The sequence below is a fragment of the Methylovirgula sp. genome (genome assembly GCF_037200945.1).
GTDB lineage: Bacteria > Pseudomonadota > Alphaproteobacteria > Rhizobiales > Beijerinckiaceae > Methylovirgula.
The window spans coordinates 2,436,202-2,454,645 of sequence record NZ_JBBCGP010000001.1 but is presented as its reverse complement, the minus strand read 5'-3'; the positions used below and the strand labels follow the sequence as shown (position 1 = coordinate 2,454,645).

Annotated in this window: 15 protein-coding genes; 13 read left to right on the top strand and 2 right to left on the bottom strand. The window is 61.4% G+C overall.

Annotated elements, in window-relative coordinates; genetic code table 11:
- Nucleotides 1-27 precede the first annotated feature (27 nt).
- The 10 genes from gltA to WDN02_RS11970 all read left to right on the top strand — a co-directional run bounded on the left by gltA (nt 28) and on the right by WDN02_RS11970 (nt 12,786).
- Nucleotides 28-1,344, top strand: a complete 1,317-nt coding sequence (gene gltA / locus WDN02_RS12015; protein WP_337293720.1) for a citrate synthase — start codon at nt 28-30, stop codon at nt 1,342-1,344.
- A gap of 18 nt (nt 1,345-1,362) precedes the next feature.
- A complete protein-coding gene (locus WDN02_RS12010; protein ID WP_337293719.1) occupies nt 1,363-2,604 on the top strand; it encodes an FAD-dependent oxidoreductase in 1,242 nt (413 codons plus the stop codon).
- A 58-nt stretch (nt 2,605-2,662) separates the two neighbouring features.
- The gene (gene xth / locus WDN02_RS12005) at nt 2,663-3,439 is read left to right on the top strand and encodes an exodeoxyribonuclease III (RefSeq protein WP_337293718.1); all 777 of its coding nucleotides are present in this window, start codon (nt 2,663-2,665) and stop codon (nt 3,437-3,439) included.
- A complete protein-coding gene (locus tag WDN02_RS12000) occupies nt 3,433-5,652 on the top strand; it encodes an adenylate/guanylate cyclase domain-containing protein (protein ID WP_337293717.1) in 2,220 nt (739 codons plus the stop codon). Before xth ends, WDN02_RS12000 begins: the two co-directional genes overlap by 7 nt.
- Nucleotides 5,653-5,741: 89 nt before the next feature.
- The gene (locus WDN02_RS11995; RefSeq protein WP_337293716.1) at nt 5,742-6,632 is read left to right on the top strand and encodes a LysR family transcriptional regulator; all 891 of its coding nucleotides are present in this window, start codon (nt 5,742-5,744) and stop codon (nt 6,630-6,632) included.
- Nucleotides 6,633-6,804: 172 nt separating this feature from the next.
- Nucleotides 6,805-7,275: a formate dehydrogenase subunit gamma gene (locus WDN02_RS11990; protein ID WP_337293715.1), complete on the top strand. Its 471-nt coding sequence runs from the start codon at nt 6,805-6,807 to the stop codon at nt 7,273-7,275.
- Nucleotides 7,272-8,825, top strand: coding sequence for an NADH-quinone oxidoreductase subunit NuoF (locus WDN02_RS11985; protein WP_337293714.1), 1,554 nt, complete (start codon nt 7,272-7,274; stop codon nt 8,823-8,825). The genes WDN02_RS11990 and WDN02_RS11985 overlap by 4 nt, the downstream gene beginning before the upstream one ends.
- Nucleotides 8,826-8,835: 10 nt before the next feature.
- A complete protein-coding gene (fdhF, locus tag WDN02_RS11980) occupies nt 8,836-11,679 on the top strand; it encodes a formate dehydrogenase subunit alpha (RefSeq protein ID WP_337293713.1) in 2,844 nt (947 codons plus the stop codon).
- Nucleotides 11,676-12,530 carry a formate dehydrogenase accessory sulfurtransferase FdhD gene (gene fdhD / locus WDN02_RS11975; RefSeq protein ID WP_337293712.1) on the top strand — a complete coding sequence of 285 codons (855 nt, stop codon included), beginning with the start codon at nt 11,676-11,678 and terminating at the stop codon, nt 12,528-12,530. The genes fdhF and fdhD overlap by 4 nt, the downstream gene beginning before the upstream one ends.
- Entirely contained in the window at nt 12,520-12,786 is a 267-nt protein-coding gene (locus WDN02_RS11970; protein ID WP_337293711.1) for a formate dehydrogenase subunit delta, read from the top strand. The genes fdhD and WDN02_RS11970 overlap by 11 nt, the downstream gene beginning before the upstream one ends.
- Before the next feature lies 1 nt (nt 12,787).
- Here WDN02_RS11970 and WDN02_RS11965 read toward each other — a convergent pair whose 3' ends face one another.
- Entirely contained in the window at nt 12,788-13,684 is an 897-nt protein-coding gene (locus WDN02_RS11965) for an AraC family transcriptional regulator (RefSeq protein WP_337293710.1), read from the bottom strand.
- 299 nt (nt 13,685-13,983) lie between these two features.
- Here WDN02_RS11965 and WDN02_RS11960 point away from each other — a divergent pair, with 299 nt between their 5' ends.
- Complete coding sequence (locus WDN02_RS11960) at nt 13,984-17,163, top strand: efflux RND transporter permease subunit (RefSeq protein ID WP_337293709.1); 3,180 nt, start codon at nt 13,984-13,986, stop codon at nt 17,161-17,163.
- Between the two features lie 43 nt (nt 17,164-17,206).
- Nucleotides 17,207-17,995: a hypothetical protein gene (locus tag WDN02_RS11955; protein WP_337293708.1), complete on the top strand. Its 789-nt coding sequence runs from the start codon at nt 17,207-17,209 to the stop codon at nt 17,993-17,995.
- Here the strand turns inward: WDN02_RS11955 and WDN02_RS11950 are convergent.
- Complete coding sequence (locus WDN02_RS11950) at nt 17,958-18,191, bottom strand: hypothetical protein (RefSeq protein ID WP_337293707.1); 234 nt, start codon at nt 18,189-18,191, stop codon at nt 17,958-17,960. The genes WDN02_RS11955 and WDN02_RS11950 overlap by 38 nt on opposite strands.
- Between WDN02_RS11950 and WDN02_RS11945 the strand changes: the two genes are divergently transcribed.
- Complete coding sequence (locus tag WDN02_RS11945) at nt 18,179-18,415, top strand: hypothetical protein (RefSeq protein ID WP_337293706.1); 237 nt, start codon at nt 18,179-18,181, stop codon at nt 18,413-18,415. The two genes, WDN02_RS11950 and WDN02_RS11945, sit on opposite strands and share 13 nt — an antisense overlap.
- Nucleotides 18,416-18,444: the final 29 nt, after the last annotated feature.

Genomic DNA, 18,444 nt, shown 5'->3' with positions numbered 1-18,444 from the left:
GATAATCACAAAAGAAGGCAGACTTTCATGCTCGATGCACCCAAGCAGGCTTCCGCGAGCGACTCGGCCAAATTCTCGATCGGCGACAAGACGATCGATTTGCCGGTCAAGGAGGGCAATATCGGGCCGGCGGTCGTCGACATCAGCAAGCTTTACGCGCAGACGGGGATGTTCACCTACGACCCGGGCTTCACGTCGACCGCAAGCTGCGAGTCGGAAATCACCTATATCGACGGCGACAAGGGTGTCCTGCTCTATCGTGGTTATCCGATCGAACAGCTCGCCGAACAGGGCGACTTCCTCGAAACGTCCTACCTTCTTCTTTATGGCGAACTGCCGACGCCGGCGCAGCGCGCGGATTGGGTGCATCGCATCACGCGCCACACGATGGTGCACGAACAGCTCGCCCGCTTCTTCCAGGGCTTCCGCCGCGATGCGCATCCGATGGCAGTCCTCGTTGCCTGCGTCGGCGCGCTCTCAGCCTTCTATCACGACTCGACGAATATCTCTGATCCGAAGCAGCGCATGGTTGCTTCGATGCGGCTGATTGCGAAGCTGCCAACCCTCGCGGCGATGGCGTACAAATATTCGATCGGTCAGCCCTTCGTTTATCCAAAGAACGAACTCGACTATTCTTCGAACTTCCTGCGCATGTGCTTCGCCGTTCCCTGCGAGGACTTCAAAGTCAATCCGGTAATGGCGCGCGCGCTCGACCAGATTTTCATCCTGCACGCCGACCACGAGCAGAACGCTTCGACGTCGACGGTGCGGCTCGCCGGCTCCTCCGGCGCCAATCCTTTCGCCTGTGTCGCGGCGGGTGTCGCGTGTCTCTGGGGCCCGGCGCATGGCGGCGCCAATGAAGCCGCGCTCAAAATGCTTGAGGAGATCGGCCGGGTCGAGAACATTCCGACATATATCGCTCGCGCCAAAGACAAGAACGATTCGTTCCGTCTCATGGGCTTCGGCCATCGCGTCTATAAAAACTACGATCCGCGCGCCAAGCTCATGCAGAAGACCTGTCACGCGGTTCTCGAAGCGGCGGGCAAGAAAGACGATCCGCTGCTCGATGTCGCGATGGAGCTTGAGCAGATCGCACTCCACGACGATTATTTCATCGAAAAGAAGCTCTATCCGAATATCGACTTCTATTCGGGCATCACGTTGAAGGCGATGGGCTTCCCGACCTCCATGTTCACCGTGCTTTTCGCCGTGGCGCGCACCGCCGGTTGGGTCGCCCAGTGGAAGGAAATGATCGAAGATCCGGGCCAGAAGATCGGCCGGCCGCGCCAGCTTTACACCGGCGCGCGCGAACGCCCCTACGTGCCGATCGACGAGCGCGAGTAGGATTTTGCGAGCAAGATTTTGACTCGGGCGGATTCCGCGGTCGATATTCTCGTCGTCGGTGCCGGCGCGGCCGGGCTTTGTGCGGCGCTGGCTCTCGCCAATTCCGGCCACTCCGTCGCGCTCGCCGGGCCGCTCGAAGCAGCGAGCAACGGGCGTACGGTTGCGCTGTTCGAGGGTTCGCTGCGTTTCTTGCGAGCGCAGAAGCTCTGGCCTGACCTTGCCAGCATCGCCGCGAAAATCGTCGCGATCGATCTCATCGACGCCACCAATGCGCCGGTGCCGATTCCATCGCTGACCTTCGCGGCAGACGAAATCGGCCTCAACGCGCTCGGCGCCAATATCGAAAATGACAAGCTGGTTCTGCGTCTCGCCGATCTCGTGCGGCGGAATCCGGATATTCGCCGGGTCGAAGACTTGGTCGCCGACATTGAGTATCATACCGACGGCGTCACCGCCGTCTTCGCATCGGGGCGCCGGATCGACGCAAAGCTGATCGTTGCTGCCGATGGCCAGCGCTCGACGATGCGCAAAAAGGCCGGCATCGGCACGCGCCGCTGGACCTACCCGCAGGTCGCCCTCACTGTGCTTTTGGCGCACGAACGTCCGCACCACGATCGCTCTATCGAATTCCATACCCGCAGCGGCCCCTGCACGCTCGTCCCCCTGCCGCCGCGCGGCGAGGCACAACATCGCTCAAGCCTTGTCTGGCTGATGTCTCCGCAAGAGGCGCAGCGGCGCCACGGGCTGGACGCCGACTATCTCGCGGCGGATATCGCGCACGAGGTGGAGGAAATCTACGGCGAGATGCGGCTCGACAGCGATCCCGGCTTCTTTCCAATGGCGGGGATGCGCGCCGCACGTTTGACGGGGCGCCGCATCGCGCTGATCGCGGAGGCGGCCCATACCTTTCCGCCCCTGGCAGCGCAGGGCCTGAACCTCAGCTTGCGTGATATCGCAGCGCTCACTTCAAGCCTGGAGACCGCACGCCAAGCGCGGGAGGATGTCGGCGGCGCGGCGGCACTGCATCGTTATGCGGCGGCGCAGGAGCCCGATATTGATATTCGCGTTCGCGGAATTGACGTCCTGAACCGCTCCATGCTTTCCGACGCCCTGCCCGTCGATATGCTCCGGGGGCTCGGCTTCTTCGCTATGTCGGCGCTCGGTCCGTTGCGCCGCGCCGCGCTGCGCGAAGGTGTTCTGCCGCATCATCGCCGGCAGCTCCGATCTGCGCCTCGGCCAACGCCCGGTGCAATCTTCTGACGGCTGGTTTGCGGCGCCGAGCAGCGTGATAGACTGGCGGCCCGAAACAGGACCCGCCATGCAGATCGCCACCTGGAACGTCAACTCAGTCAGGCAAAGAACCGAACACCTGCTGCGCTATTTGCGCGAAATCGGCCCTGACGTCATTTGCCTGCAGGAATTGAAATGCCTCGATGCGGCCTTCCCTTATGCTGAGGTGGAGGCCTGCGGCTACAATGTCGCCGTGCATGGCCAAAAGGGCTTCAACGGCGTCGCTATTCTTTCCAAGAACCCGCTGGAGGTCACGCGCGGCCTGCCGGGCGACGAGAGCGACGAACATGCGCGTTATATCGAGGCGGTGATTCCAGATGGCGACGGTATCATCCGTGTCGCCTCGATCTACCTCCCCAACGGCAATCCGCCCGAGACCGAGAAATATACCTACAAACTCGCATGGATGGACCGTCTCGCCGCGCATGCGCGCGAGCTTCTTGAGCTTGAAGAGCCGCTGGTTCTCGCTGGAGATTTTAACGTCATCCCCGCGGCGCGCGATTGCTTCGACCCCGCCGTTTGGGCTGGCGACGCGCTCTATTTGCCCCAAACGCGGGCGCGCTTCCACGCGCTGCTCAATCTCGGTTTCACCGATGCGTTGCGCGCGACGAGCGACGAAGGCGGACTCTATACGTTCTGGGACTATCAGGCCGGCGCGTGGCAGCGCAATCGCGGCATCCGCATCGATCATCTGCTGTTGTCGTCGCGCGCGGCCGACCGGCTGATGCAAGTGACGATCGATAAGGAGCGGCGCGGCGAAGACAAGCCGTCCGATCATGTGCCCGTCAGGATCGAGCTTTGCTGACCCGGTCGCCGGCTCGGAGGCTCGCGGCCCAGCTTCGGCCCTACGCCGCGTATATCTTTGGCGCATTGATCTGGGCGCTGCCGATCGGCCTTGGGCTCGCATTGTCGATCGAAAGCCCGCCGCTCGTCGAGCGGCTTCGCAGTCTCGTTTTCGATTACGATCAGCAGATCGAGCCACGCCCCTATTCGCCAAACATACCAGTCAGAGTCGTCGATATTGACGATGCTTCGCTCGCGCGGCTCGGCCAATGGCCTTGGCCGCGCCACAGGCTTGCCGATCTCGCCCGTCATCTTTTTGTGCAAGGCGCGGCGGTGGTTGCCTTCGATATTCTCTTCTCCGAGCAGGATCGTTCGACACCGCGCAATCTGCTGGCGCAATTGCCCGACGTGCCGGAACGCAAGTCGCTCGCCGACGCATTGGCTGCGCATGGCCTGATGGAAGATCAGAGTCTGGAAGAGGTGCTGGCGCGGGGACCGAGCGTCCTGACACTCGTTTTGACCAACGGCGTCAGCACCGACGTGCCGGTGAAATCCGGCTTCGTCACTTTGGGCGACGATCCACGGCCGTTTCTGCTCAATTTCCGCGGAGCGATTTTGCCTCTGGCCGGTCTCACCGAAAAAGCCACGGGCCTTGGCAGCATCAATTGGGAGCCGGACCGCGATCTCATCGTCCGCAAGGTGCCGCTCGTCTCAACGCAAGGCAACGGCGCAGCGATGCGCCTCGTCCCCTCGCTCGATGCTGAAATTCTTCGTGTGGCACAACACGCCTCGACGATCGTTGTGAAGTCCTCGAACGCCTCGAACACCAGTGGTTTCGGAGCCAGAACCGGCGTCGTCGGCGTTAAAATCGGTGCGTTGCAGATCGCGCCTGAATCCGACGGCGCGGTGCGCGTCCATTATTCCGGCACGCAAGCGGCGCGACACATTTCGGCATGGCGTGTGCTCGCCGGAAAAGTCGCGAACAGCGAGATCGCCGGCCGCATTATCTTGATTGGTTCGAGCGCCAGCGCGCTCGCAGATATTCGCTCGACGCCGCTTGAAGCGGCCGTCCCCGGCGTCGATATCCACGCCGAACTTTTGGAGCATGTTCTCTCCGGCACAAATTTGGCGCGGCCGGATTACGCGCCGGGGCTCGAAGCTTTTCTGCTTGTTATCGGCGGCACGATCATCGCGATGATGGCCCGCTTTACCAAGCCGGTCGCTGCTGTCAGCGTTTTGTTGCTCTCGCTCGAATTGCTCGCCTTCGCGAACTTCTACGCGTTCTCGAAGATCGGTCTCCTGTTCGATCCATTGATGCCCGGGGGCACCTGGATATTGGCCTATGCGGCGATGACGGTTGTTGTTTACCGGCGCAGCGAGCGACAGCGCGAATTCGTCCGAAAGGCATTTTCACGCTATCTCGCGCCGGCTCTCGTCGAGCGGCTCGCAAAAGACCCAAGCAGATTGCGGCTTGGTGGGGAGTCACGCGATGTCTCGGTGCTTTTCGCCGACGTGCGCGACTTCACAGGGCGTTCCGAAGGTCTCTCCGCCGCCGAAGTCGTGCAATTCCTCAACGGCGTGCTGACGCCGCTGACGCAATCCGTTCTGGTCGAAGCTGGCACGATCGACAAATATTTCGGCGACGGACTGATGGCGTTCTGGAATGCGCCGCTCGATGTTATCGATCACGCCGAACGTGCTTGTGCCGCCGCCCTGGCAATGCGCGAGGCTCTGCCCACGCTCAATGCGCGCTCGGAAACCGGGCGTTCGGAACGGCCGATCGAGATCGGCGTCGGAATCAACACTGGCGAGGCCTTCGTCGGCAACATGGGCTCCGATATGCGGTTCGATTATTCGATCGTCGGCGACACGGTGAACGTCGCCTCGCGTCTCGAAGAGGCGACGAAAGAATTGGGCATCCCAATCGTCGTCGCCGAATCGACCATGCGGCAGGCGCCGGGTTTTCTCTTCGTCCCGCTCGGCGAAATCGTGCTGCGCGGGCGCAGCCACCCGACGCCGATCTACGCCCTGCACGGCACTGCGGCGCGCGCAGGCGCGGCGTTTGCAGACTTCCTGGAACGCCATAAAGCGGCGCTGGCCGCTTTTGCAGTGGAGGCGCCGGACGCCGCGGCCAAGATCCGCGCCGCCCGCGAGCACCCCTGCGGGGAAGCTTATGCGACCTTCTACGCTCGCCTCGGCCAAGACATTCCGGCCTTCCTGCCCCGCGCTGTCTGAAATGCGTCTTGCGTCGCCGTCCGCAAAGGGGCAAGCCTTGACGCCGCAGTCAGCCCTCGACTGCGGTCCGCTTTGGCCAAAGTCGTGCCTTGATCGATAAGCTGGAATTTTTCATCGCCGTCGCCCGCGAGCAGAGCTTCAGCCGCGCTGCCGAAACCTGCGGCGTGACCCAGCCGACTCTCTCCGCCGGCATCAAGCAACTCGAAGAGACGCTTGGCGTGTTGCTCGTCAATCGCAGCTCTCGTTTCCATGGCCTGACGCCGGAAGGCGAGCGCGTACTCGAATGGGCCAAGCGGATCGTCGGCGATTCCCGGGCGATGCGGCAAGAGGTCCGGGCGCTCAAGAGCGGTTTGACCGGGCTTATGCGGATTGCCGTCATTCCCACGGCGCTGAGCATGGTCGCCGCGCTGACGACGCCCTTCCGCGCCAAACATCCGGGCGTGCGCTTCAGCGTCAGCTCGGCCACATCGCAGGAAATCCTGCAAGGCATCGACGATCTCGAGATCGACGCCGGCATCACCTACCTCGACAACGAGCCGCTCGGCACCGTGCGCAGCCTGCCGCTCTACACCGAGCAATATTGCCTGCTGACAAGCATCGGCAGCCCGTTCTCCGACCACCGGAGCGTAACCTGGGCCGAAGTCGGCCGTATTCCCCTCTGTTTGCTCACCCCCGACATGCAGAACCGGCGGATCGTCGATCAGCTCCTCGTGAGCGCCGGTAACCGGCCAGAGCCGACGCTCGAATCGAACTCGGTCATCGCCCTTTATGCGCATGTGAAAACAGGCCAATGGGCGAGCATCATGGCGGAAAAACTGGTCGAGACGCTCTCGATCTCAGACCCGATCCGCTCAATCCCGATCATTGAACCGCAAGCCGTGCATCAGATCGGCCTCGTTGTGCCACGCCGCGAGCCGATGACCCCCCTGACGGCCACGCTTTTCGCCGAAGCCAAAAAGCTAATCGCACCACAATTTTAATAGATATCCTCTATAGCTCCACGGAATATCTATATTGATCCCAAGAGCATAGCGGACCATCTTTTTAGGGACAATCTAAAGTCGGGTCTAACAGGAGGATTCTCCTGTATAAAATATAACATAGCTTGCCGTCGGTGATCACAATAATCGCCGATTAGCGTAGGTGGGAAACATGCCAGCTGTCTACGAGACACAGCGGGCCCAGGAAATCATCGATGCGCATCTCGCGCTCGAGGGGCCGTTGCTGCCTATCTTCCATGCTCTTCTCGAAGAGTTCGGCTTCATCGACGATGCCGTCGTGCCGCAGATCGCGCACACGCTCAATATCACGCGCGCCGAAGTGCACGGCGTCCTGACCTTCTATCATGACTTCCGCCGCGAGCCGGCTGGCCGCCATGTCCTGAAGATCTGCCGCGCGGAGGCCTGCCAATCGCGCAATAGCGAAGCGGTCGCGCGCCATTGCCTTGCCGACCTCGGCGTTGATTGGCATGGCACGACGCCGGATGGCGGGATCACCGTCGAGCCTGTCTATTGTCTCGGCCTTTGCGCCAACGGACCAGCGGCGCTTTTCGACGACGAGCCGATCGCGGAATTGACCGCAGACAAACTGGTTGGCGTCATTGAAGAGGCGGAAGTGGCGTGACCCGCATTTTCGTCCCCCGCGACGTCGTCGCTCTAGCGCTGGGCGCCAATAAAATTGCCGCCGCGATTCTCGAAAATGCCGGGGCTCGCGGCGCGGACGTCACGATCGTCCGCAACGGCTCACGCGGCATGTTCTTTCTGGAGCCGCTGGTCGAAGTAGAAACGCCCGCCGGTCGCATCGCTTACGGGCCGGTTTCGGCCAAGGATGTAACGTCTCTCTTCGATGCCGATTTCCTTCACGGCGGCGCGCACGCGCTGCGTATCGGGCGGCCAGAAGATCATCCCTATCTCAAGCGCCAGACACGCCTCACCTTCGCCCGCTGCGGCATCACCGATCCGATTTCGATCGAGGATTATGCCGCCCATGAGGGCTGGCTCGGCTTGAAGCGCGCCATCGAGATCGGCAGCGCCGCCATCGTCGAAGAGATCACCAAATCCGGGCTGCGCGGTCGCGGCGGCGCGGGGTTCCCGACCGGCATCAAGTGGAAAACGGTCGCCGACACCAAAGCCGATCGCAAATACGTCGTCTGCAATTGCGACGAGGGCGACAGCGGCACGTTTGCTGACCGCATGGTGCTCGAAGACGATCCCTTCATGCTGATCGAAGGCATGACGATCTGCGCTATCGCCGTCGGCGCGACCAAAGGCTACGTCTATTGCCGCTCTGAATATCCGCACGGTATCAAGGCATTCAACGAAGCGCTCGTTCACGCGCGCGCCGCAGGCTATCTTGGCCCGGACATTCTCGGCTCGGGCCACGCGTTCGACATCGAATTGCGCGTTGGCGCCGGCGCCTATGTGTGCGGCGAGGAAACCGCCCTGCTCGAAAGCCTCGAAGGCCGCCGCGGCATGGTGCGCGCCAAGCCGCCGCTGCCGGCGATCAACGGCCTCTTCCAGAAGCCGACCGTCATCAACAACGTGCTCTCGCTTGCGACCGCGCCGTTCATTCTTGCGCATGGCGCCAAAACCTATGCCGATTTCGGCATGGGTCGCTCGCGCGGAACGATGCCGCTCCAGATCGCCGGCAATGTCCGTTACGGCGGTCTGTTCGAGACGGCCTTCGGCTTGACGCTTGGCGAGATTGTCGAAGACATCGGCGGGGGCACCGCGTCCGGCCGCCCGGTTCGCGCAGTACAATGCGGCGGTCCGCTCGGCGCTTATTTCCCGCCGTCGTTGTTCGATACCCCGTTTGACTACGAAGCCTTTGCTGCCAAAGATGGTCTGATCGGCCACGGCGGCCTTGTCGTCTTCGACGACACGGTCGATATGATGGTCATGGCGCGTTTCGCGATGGAATTCTGCGCCATCGAGAGTTGCGGCAAGTGCACGCCCTGCCGCATCGGCTCGACCCGCGGCCAGGAAGTGATCGATAAGATTTTCGCCGGCGAAGAACCGGAGGCCAATCTGCGGCTTCTCGAAGATCTCTGCCAGACGATGAAATTCGGCTCACTTTGTGCACTGGGCGGCTTTGCGCCCTACCCGGTCTTAAGTGCGATGCGTCATTATCCCGAAGATTTCAGGCCCCGCGTTGCGGCAGCCGCAGCGGAATGAGGAGTACGGAATGTCTCTCATCCACGAAACCGATTACGGCACGCCGGCCTCGAAATCGAGCGACACGGTCGAGCTGACGATCGATGGCGCCAAGGTCAACGTACCCGCCGGTACGTCGATCATGCGCGCCGCAATGGACCTCGGTAACCAGATCCCGAAGCTTTGCGCGACGGACAGCGTAAATGCCTTCGGCTCCTGTCGCCTCTGTCTGGTCGAGATCGAAGGCCGCAACGGCACGCCGGCCTCCTGTACGACGCCGGTCGCGCCCGGCATGGTGGTTAATACACAGACACCCCGGCTCAAAGCGTTGCGCAACGGCGTGATGGAACTCTACATCTCCGATCATCCGCTCGACTGTCTGACCTGCGCCGCCAACGGCAATTGTGAATTGCAGACGCAGGCGGGTGTCGTCGGTCTGCGCGAGGTGCGCTACGGCTATGAAGGTGAGAACCACCTGAAAAGCACCAAGGATATTTCCAATCCGTATTTCACCTACGATCCGTCGAAGTGCATCGTCTGCAATCGCTGCGTACGCGCCTGCGAAGAAGTGCAAGGCACCTTCGCGCTGACGGTGGATGGACGCGGCTTCGAAAGCCGTATCTCGCCCGGCCAGATGGAAAACTTCCTCGATTCCGAATGCGTCTCCTGCGGCGCCTGCGTGCAGGCCTGCCCGACCGCGACGCTCGCCGAGAAGTCGCTCTACGACGTCGGCCAGCCGGAACATTCGGTCGTCACGACCTGCGCCTATTGCGGCGTCGGCTGTACCTTCAAGGCCGAGATGCGCGGCGACGAACTGGTCCGCATGGTGCCGTATAAAGACGGCAAGGCGAACCACGGCCATTCCTGCGTCAAGGGCCGCTTCGCCTGGGGTTACGCGACCCATAAGGAACGTATTCTCAAGCCGATGATCCGCGCCAAAATCTCCGACCCCTGGCGTGAAGTCTCATGGGAAGAAGCGATCAATTACGCGGCCTCCGAGATCAAGCGCATCCAGGGCAAGTACGGACGCGCGTCGGTCGGTGGCATCACGTCGTCACGTTGCACCAACGAAGAGACTTATCTCGTTCAGGAACTCGTCCGCGCCGGCTTCGGCAACAACAATGTCGATACCTGCGCCCGCGTCTGCCATTCGCCGACGGGCTACGGCCTAGGCCAGGCCTTTGGCACATCTGCCGGCACGCAGGAATTCGACTCGATCCAATATACGGACGTGGTCTTCGTCATCGGTGCCAACCCGACCGATGCGCACCCGGTCTTCGGCTCGGCGATGAAAAAACGTTTGCGCGCCGGTGCCAAACTGATCGTCGTCGATCCGCGCAAAACCGATCTCGTGCAATCGCCGCATATCAAAGCGGATTATCATCTTGCTTTGCGCCCCGGCACCAATGTTGCGATCCTTGATGCGCTGGCGCATGTCATCGTCACCGAAGGTCTCGTCAACGAAGCCTTCGTTCAGGAGCGCTGCGATCCGGCCGAATTCTCGGCTTGGGCGAAATTCGTCTCTGAGGAGCGCAACAGCCCCGAAGTCGTCGAGAAATTCACCGGCGTCCCGGCTGAGACGATCCGCGCTGCGGCGCGGCTTTATGCGACCGGCGGCAATGCAGCAATTTATTACGGCCTTGGCGTCACCGAGCACAGCCAGGGCTCGACCACCGTTATGGCGATCGCCAATCTCGCGATGGCGACCGGCAATATCGGCCGCGAAGGCGTTGGCGTGAACCCGCTACGTGGACAGAATAACGTGCAGGGCTCCTGCGACATGGGCTCGTTCCCGCACGAATTTCCCGGCTACCGGCACGTCTCCAACGACGCGGTGCGCGAACTGTTCGAATCGATCTGGGGCGTCAAGCTCGACAACGACCCCGGCCTGCGCATCCCCAACATGATGGACGCGGCGATCGACGGCACGTTCAAGGCGCTCTACGTCCAGGGCGAGGATATTCTCCAGTCCGACCCTGACACGCATCACATGTCCGCCGGCCTCGGCGCGATGGAATGTGTCATCGTGCAGGATCTCTTCCTCAACGAGACGGCAGCCTATGCGCACGTCTTCCTTCCCGGTTGTTCCTTTCTCGAGAAGGACGGCACGTTCACCAATGCCGAGCGGCGCATCCAGCGCGTCCGCAAGGTGATGGCGCCGAAGAACGGCTACGCGGATTGGGAGATCACCATGATGCTGGCCAGGGCGCTCGGCTATGAGATGCGCTACAAGGACCCCGGCCGCATCATGGACGAGATCGCTAAGGTCACACCAACCTTCAGCAATGTCTCGTACAAACTGCTCGACGAGGTTGGCTCCGTTCAATGGCCGTGCAATGGCGACGCACCGCTCGGCACGCCGACCATGCACATCGATCATTTCGTCCGCGGCAAGGGTCAGTTTTTGCTGACCGAATATATCCCGACCGACGAGAAGACCGGGCCGCGCTTCCCGCTGATGCTGACGACCGGGCGCATCCTGTCGCAATATAACGTCGGTGCCCAGACCCGCCGCACCGCCAATTCGACCTGGCATCCGGAGGACGTGCTCGAAATCCATCCGCATGACGCCGAGGACCGCGGCATTCGCGATGGCGATTGGGTGAAGATCAAGAGCCGCGCCGGCGAGACGGCGCTTCGCGCCAAGATTACCGAGCGCATGTCACCGGGGGTCGTCTATACGACGTTCCACCATCCTCTGAGTCAGGCGAATGTTGTCACGACCGATTATTCGGACTGGGCGACCAATTGTCCTGAGTACAAAGTCACGGCCGTTCAGATCTCGACGTCCAACGGCCCGACCGAATGGCAAGAGGAATATCGTGAGATGACTGAGCACAACAGCCGGATCGCCCCTCTCGACGCCGCCGAATGAGCGACACAGGCGACGAAACATCGCTGCCCGCCCCCGCGGTCAGCGTCCCATGTACGGCGCAGCGTGGCGGCGTTTCCTTTCCGTCGACGCGGATGGTGCCGGACGAGCAAGCCGTCGCCTTCACCTATAATGGCTCGACCCATGCGGTGATGATGGCCACGCCTGCCGATCTCGAAGACTTTTCAATCGGCTTCGCGCTAACCGAGGGGCTGATCGAAGATCGAAGCGAGATCGAAAATCTCGAAATCATGCCGACGCCGCTCGGGATCGAAGCGCGTGTCTGGCTCAAGGGCGACCGCGCCGAAGCCTATGCCAAGCGCAGGCGCAGCATGGCCGGCCCGACAGGCTGCGGCCTCTGCGGCATCGAGAGTCTCGAAGCCGCGATGCGACCATTACCGCGCGTGACCGCCGAGGCCAAAGTCTCGTCTCAGGCCATTATCGCTGCGATGGCCTCGCTCGATCCCGCGCAGACCTTGAACGGCGTGACCCACGCCGTCCACGGCGCCGGGTTCTGGACTGAACGTGAGGGCCTTGTCGCTCTGCGCGAGGACGTCGGCCGCCACAATGCGCTCGACAAGCTCGTCGGCGCCCTTGTCCGCGACGGCCGCACGGCGGCGGACGGGATGATCCTCATGACGAGTCGTGTTTCGATTGAATTGATCCAGAAAGCGGCGCGGATCAATGCCCCGGTTTTGGTCGCCGTGTCGGCGCCGACGGCCGCCGCCATAAAGCTCGCCGATGAGGCGGGGATGACGCTTGTCGCCGTTGCGCGGCGTCAGGATTTCGAAGTCTTCACCCATCCCGAGAGATTGAACGAAACCTCCCGCCAAGTTGCATCACATGTCGCATGATACGCATGAGAAGTCGCATACGCTCGACCGGCTGATCTACATGGCCAACCAGATCGGCGGCTTTTTCGCCACGCAGGGTCACGACAAGGAAGTCGCCGGCGTCGCCGACCATGTCGAGAAATTCTGGAATTCGCGGATGCTCAAGCAGATCTACGCGCATATCGCGGGAGGCGGCGAAGGCTTAACGCCGCCGGTCAAAGAAGCGCTGCAAATGCTTGAACGCAAACAGCAAGCTCAGGCCGCGCAGCAGCAATAATTCAGCCCGCGACTCGCCGATAAGCACTCGGGCTGACCCCCGTCACCCGGCGAAAACCGGCGCTGAGCGAACTCGCCTCGCTGAAGCCGAGTTGCAGCGCGATTTCCGTCATCGGCGTCGATGTCGCATTGAGCAGCGTCTTCGCCGCCTCGACGCGACGCATCATGTGATAACGGTGCGGTGGCATGCCGAAGGATTGCTTGAACGCCCGGGAAAAGTGAAACGGGCTCAGATGCACCAGCGCTGCCATGTCCGCGATCGTCAGACGCGCGTCGAGCCGTGTCTCGATATAATCCGCGATGCGCTTCTGCTGCCACGGCGCAAGCCCCGTTTGCCGGCCGGTGCGCCGCGGCGCTTTGGCCCCGCCATTCAATCGGATCAATTCGTGGCAGAGGACCGCGCCGAGCGCCTCGGCATAACGGCTTGAGATCGCATTCGGCGCCGTGATCTGCGCTTTGAGCTTAAGCGCAGTCGCCCACATGTCCGGGTCGAAAAAGAAAAGCTGCGGCTTCAGCTCGATCGTATCGAAGCCGAGTTCGGGATCGAGCAAGGGGCCGCGCGGATCGATGTAAAAAAGATTCACACGGCTCAAAACCCGGGGCTTCTGCCAACCGCGGAAGCGGCGCCCGGCGGGGACGAAGGTCATCCGGCGCGACAATTCCCGCTGATAGGATTTCGGCAGGCCTTCAAGGCACGTTTCGCCCTCATAGCGCTCAGAACGTTCGGCGGCGATCAGGAGATGAAAGGGTGCGTGGAAATCGTATTCATACGGCTCGGACTGGGTCAGTTCGATCGTTTCTGCCCAAAGCCCGCGCCAGGCAGCAACCCGCCGCTGGATAATATGAGGTGGCGTATAATTAACCCGCGGCGTGCCAAAGTCGGGATTCGGAACGTTCATTGACCATCCAAACAGAGAAGGACTTCGCCTCCCTAACGTCCCTCGCCCAAGCTTGATTTTGTTCGGATATGGCCGCGCCGCCGGCCGACTTCAACGCCATTCACGCGCCAGTGAGCGTACTTAGCCCGATTTCCTTGAATCTAAGGTGAATTCCGTTCCGATGAGCAAGACCGATCAAGCGGAGCCAAACCAGCGTTGATAGATTAAGGTAGGCTGACCGCTTCGGAACGGCCAGCGAAGCTCTGCGCGTCCTGCGCCGCAGAGTCTTCTCCCAGATAATCGATCGGTCGGAGCCGGGAATGGGTATCGTTCGCTTCGCGTTACGGTTTCCCCACACGTTTTACGTGATGGCGCTGGCGATTCTCTTCTTGGGCATCAGCGCGATCATCTCCGCGCCCAAAGACATCTTCCCGGTCATCAACATCCCGGTCGTCACCGTCATCTGGCAGTATACGGGCCTGACGCCTCAGGAGATGGAAGCCCGCGTCACGACCTACAGCGAATATTCGATCAGCGCGAACGTCAACAACGTCCGCGATATGGAATCGCAAACGCTGTCGGGCGTCGCCGTCCAGAAGATATTCTTCCAGCAGGGTGTGAGCGTCGATCTCGCTATCGCCCAGATCGTCTCGGCCACGAACGCGATCCGCGCCCTGATGCCACCCGGCATTCAGCCGCCGATCATCGTGCAATACAACGCCTCGAGCGTCCCGGTCCTTCAGTTGAGCTTGAGCTCTGACCGGATGAACGAGCAGCAGCTTTACGACTACGGCATCTACAGTCTGCGTCAGGCGCTGGCGCCGATCCAGGGCATTACCCTGCCGACACCCTATGGCGGCAAGTACCGGCAGATCATGGTCGATCTCAACCCCGACGCGCTGCGCGCCAACGGGTTGACCCCCAACGATGTCCTCACCGCCGTCAACGCGCAGAGCCTGACCTTGCCCTCCGGCGACGCCAAGATCGGCAATACGCAATATATCGTCAGCATGAACGCGATGGCCGAAACCATCGACGCTCTCAACAGGCTGCCGCTGCGCCAGATTGGCGCGACGACCATACGCCTCGCCGACGTGGCGCATGTCCGCGATGGCTGGGCCGTCCAGCAAAATGTCGTTCGCGCCAACGGCAAACGCTCCGTTCTTCTGACCATCATCAAGAACGGCGACGCCTCAACGCTCGATGTCGTGAATGCGGTCAAAGCGTCGCTGCCGGAGCTTCTCAAGGCCGCCCCGCCCGGCATGGAGATGCATGTCCTCTTCGACCAATCCGTCTTCGTCAGCGAAGCCATCAACAGCGTGCTTCGCGAAGGCGCCATCGCTGCCGGTCTCACCGCCTTGATGATCCTCATCTTCCTCGGCTCGTGGCGCTCGACGTTGATCGTGATGATTTCGATCCCGCTCTCGATCCTCTCCTCGATCGCGATCTTTTCGGCCCTCGGCCAGACGATCAATACAATGACGCTCGGCGGCCTCGCCCTGGCGGTCGGCATTCTGGTCGATGATTCCACGGTCGCGATCGAGAACACGCACCGCCTGTTCGAAGAGAACATGGAATTCGACGACGCGGTGCTGAACGGCTCAGCGGGGATCGCCCTGCCGACGCTCGTGTCGACGCTCGCGATCTGCAGCGTCTTCGTGTCGGTCTTCTTCCTGCAAGGCGCGGCGCGCTATCTGTTCACGCCTCTTGGCATGGCGGTCGCCTTCGCGATGCTGACCTCCTACATCCTGTCACGCACGCTGACGCCAATCATCATCCGCATCTTGCTGCGGAAAGAACAGGCCCAACATGCCGCTGGGCATTCCTCCTGGTTCAGCCGCTTCCACGACGGGTTCAACGCCGGTTTCGATCGTTTTCGCGAGGGCTACACCTACGTGCTGGAGCATGTGCTCGCGAGCCGCATCGTCGTGCCGCTCGTCGCGCTCTGCGTGATCGGTGGCGCAGCCTTTCTCGCGACGCAAGTCGGCACGGACTTCTTCCCGCAGGTCGATACCGGCCTGATCCAGCTTCATGTCCGCGCCCCGGCGCGCACGCGCATCGAAGCTACGGAGGGGATCTTCCAGGCCATCGAAGATCGTATCCGCCAGGACATTCCCGCCAAGAATCTGGACCTGATCCTTGACAATATCGGCCTCCCACAGCGAACCTATAATCTCGCCTTCACCGACGGTTCGGCGATCGGCGTCAACGACGGCACCATCCAGATTGCCTTGAAGGAAGGCCATCCGCCAACCTTCGAAATCGTCAAAAAGCTGCGCCGCGATCTCACCCGCGAATTCCCCAACGTGCTGTTCTATTCGCAGCCTGCGGATATGGTGACGCAAATCCTCAACTTCGGCATTCCCTCGCAGATCGATGTCGTCGTCCAAGGCCCCGACCGCGCCGGAAATCAGGATGTCGCGAAGGAACTGCGCGAGCGCATGTCGCGCGTCGCAGGCCTCGTCGATGTTCATATCCAGCAGGAACTCGATGCGCCGGAACTCTATTACTTCGTCGACCGCATCCGCGCGCAGGAACTCGGCCTCAACATCAACAGCATCGCGAACAATCTCAACATCAGCTTGAGCTCATCCGAGCAGGTGTCACCCAACTTCTGGACCGATCCGAAGAACGGCATTCCCTATTATTTCGCGGTGCAGACGCCAGAATACCGCATCGCCAGCCTCAACGATCTCAACAATACGCCGGTTGTGAGCCAGGCTTCCATCGATACGCCAGTGCCGAACATTTTGGGCAATGTCGCCTCGATGCACCGGCAATATATCCAGTCCGTGTACAATCACGCCAACATCCAGCCGCTCTACGACATTTACGCAAGCGTGCAGGACAGTGATCTCGGCAGCGTCGCCAAGAACATCAGCAGTATCGTGAAAGATCTTCAGTCTAAATTGAAACCCGGCAACAAGTTCATTGTCCGGGGCCAGATCGACAGCATGAACTCGGCCTTTCAAAACCTGACGTTTGGACTGCTGTTCGCCGCCGTCTTCGTCTATCTGCTGATGGTCGTTAACTATCAGAGCTTCCTCGATCCTCTGGCGATCATCCTGGCGTTGCCGGGGGCTGGCGCTGGCATTTTGCTGATGCTGTATGTAACCGGGACATCGATCAGCGTGCCGTCGCTGATGGGCGCGATCATGTCGATCGGCGTCGCCTCGGCCAATTCGATCCTGCTCGTAACCTTCGCGCGCGATCAGCGCCACGAGGGTCTGAATGCCCTTGATGCCGCGCGCTCCGCCGGGCGCACCCGTATCCGGCCGGTGCTGATGACGGCGGCCGCGATGATGGTCGGTATGATACCGATGGCGATCGGCGCGCCGGGCGAGGAGCAGAACGCGGTTCTGGCGCGCGCGGTGATCGGCGGCGTCCTCATCGGCACAGTGACGACGCTTTTGTTCGTGCCATGGCTTTATTCTATCATTGGCCGGTTTGAGCCTACTGAGAATTCGCGCCAAGAGTCAGAAAATGAGCCGGCCCGATGAGCAAGTTCGCTTCAGTGTTTTTCGCACATAAGGATTTTATCTGATGCGCGACGAAGTCCAGCAGCCCCAAAAGCCCGGGCCAGAACCGGCGCAGAAGCCAAAGGAAACGCAGCCGCATGAGCCGCCGCACGCGAAGCGGCCCCGCCACCTCGGCCTTGTCGCCATTTGCGCACTTCTCGCCCTCGCCGGCCTCGTCATCTTCGGCGCCTGGGGCCATGCGCAGCGACAGGCCGCCGCCGCTGATACGCAAAAACAGCAGGAAGAGACAGTCCCTATCGTCCGTGTCGCGCGCGTCGCGAGCACAGACGCCCCGCGTGTCCTCGACCTGCCAAGGCAGCACCGAGGCCTTCGACGCCGCCACAGTCTATGCGCGCGCGACAGGCTATATCTCGAAGCGCAATGTCGATATCGGCAGCGAAGTGAAGGCGGGCGACGTGCTCGCATCATCGCGGCGCCGGACCTCGATCAGCAGCTTCTTCAGGCCGAGGCGCAAGTCTCGCAACTGGAGGCGGCCATCGCACAGGCGCAGTCGAACTCGCAGCTTGCCAAAGTGACGAACCAGAGGACCCAAACCCTCGTCGTTCAGGGCTGGCAGACCAAGCAGCAGGGCGACAACGACCGGTTGACGTCTCAGGCGCAGAGCGCGGCTGTGAGAGTCGCGGTGGCCAATTTGCAGGCCGGCCAAGCCCAGGTTTCGCGGCTGAAGGAACTTACCGGCTTCGAAAAGATCGTGGCCCCTTTCGACGGATTTATCACCCAGCGCCATATCGACGTCGGCAGCTCGTCACCGCGGATCAATCGACGGGTACGGCACTTTCGACATCGCCCATAGCGAAGTGCTGCGCACGCAAATCTATGTTCCGCAGAATGCCGTCTTCGGTCTGAAAGATGGCGCAACGGCCGAGGTCCGTGTGCCGGAAATTCCCGGCCGCGTATTCCATGGCACGGTCGCGCGCAACGCCAATGCCTTGCAGCCCGGGCACACGCACACGGCTGACCGAGGTCGATGTCGACAATGCCGAGGGCACACTTTTCCCCGGACTCTATTGCACCGTTCGGCTGTTCATCCCACCTCGACCAGCCGGTGATCTCAATCCCCTCACAGGCGCTGATTTTCAACAAGAACGGACTAAGCGCCGCCGTCTATGAAGATGGCGTCGTGCATATCCGCAAGCTCACCCTGCTTGCTGACAATGGTGCAGAAGTCGATGTGCGCACCGGCCTCAAGCCGGACGACATGATCATCCCCTGAGCCCCCGATCAACATCCATGAGGGGATGC

What these genes read in the sequence shown, in the direction of transcription:
- gltA (WP_337293720.1), top strand. Translation starts at nt 28, where the DNA reads ATGCTCGATGCACCCAAGCAGGCTTCCGCGAGCGACTCGGCCAAATTC.
- xth (WP_337293718.1), top strand. Translation starts at nt 2,663, where the DNA reads ATGCAGATCGCCACCTGGAACGTCAACTCAGTCAGGCAAAGAACCGAA.
- WDN02_RS11990 (WP_337293715.1), top strand. Translation starts at nt 6,805, where the DNA reads ATGCCAGCTGTCTACGAGACACAGCGGGCCCAGGAAATCATCGATGCG.
- fdhF (WP_337293713.1), top strand. Translation starts at nt 8,836, where the DNA reads ATGTCTCTCATCCACGAAACCGATTACGGCACGCCGGCCTCGAAATCG.
- fdhD (WP_337293712.1), top strand. Translation starts at nt 11,676, where the DNA reads ATGAGCGACACAGGCGACGAAACATCGCTGCCCGCCCCCGCGGTCAGC.
- WDN02_RS11970 (WP_337293711.1), top strand. Translation starts at nt 12,520, where the DNA reads ATGTCGCATGATACGCATGAGAAGTCGCATACGCTCGACCGGCTGATC.
- WDN02_RS11965 (WP_337293710.1), bottom strand. Translation starts at nt 13,684, where the DNA reads ATGAACGTTCCGAATCCCGACTTTGGCACGCCGCGGGTTAATTATACG.
- WDN02_RS11960 (WP_337293709.1), top strand. Translation starts at nt 13,984, where the DNA reads ATGGGTATCGTTCGCTTCGCGTTACGGTTTCCCCACACGTTTTACGTG.
- WDN02_RS11955 (WP_337293708.1), top strand. Translation starts at nt 17,207, where the DNA reads ATGCGCGACGAAGTCCAGCAGCCCCAAAAGCCCGGGCCAGAACCGGCG.
- WDN02_RS11945 (WP_337293706.1), top strand. Translation starts at nt 18,179, where the DNA reads ATGCCGAGGGCACACTTTTCCCCGGACTCTATTGCACCGTTCGGCTGT.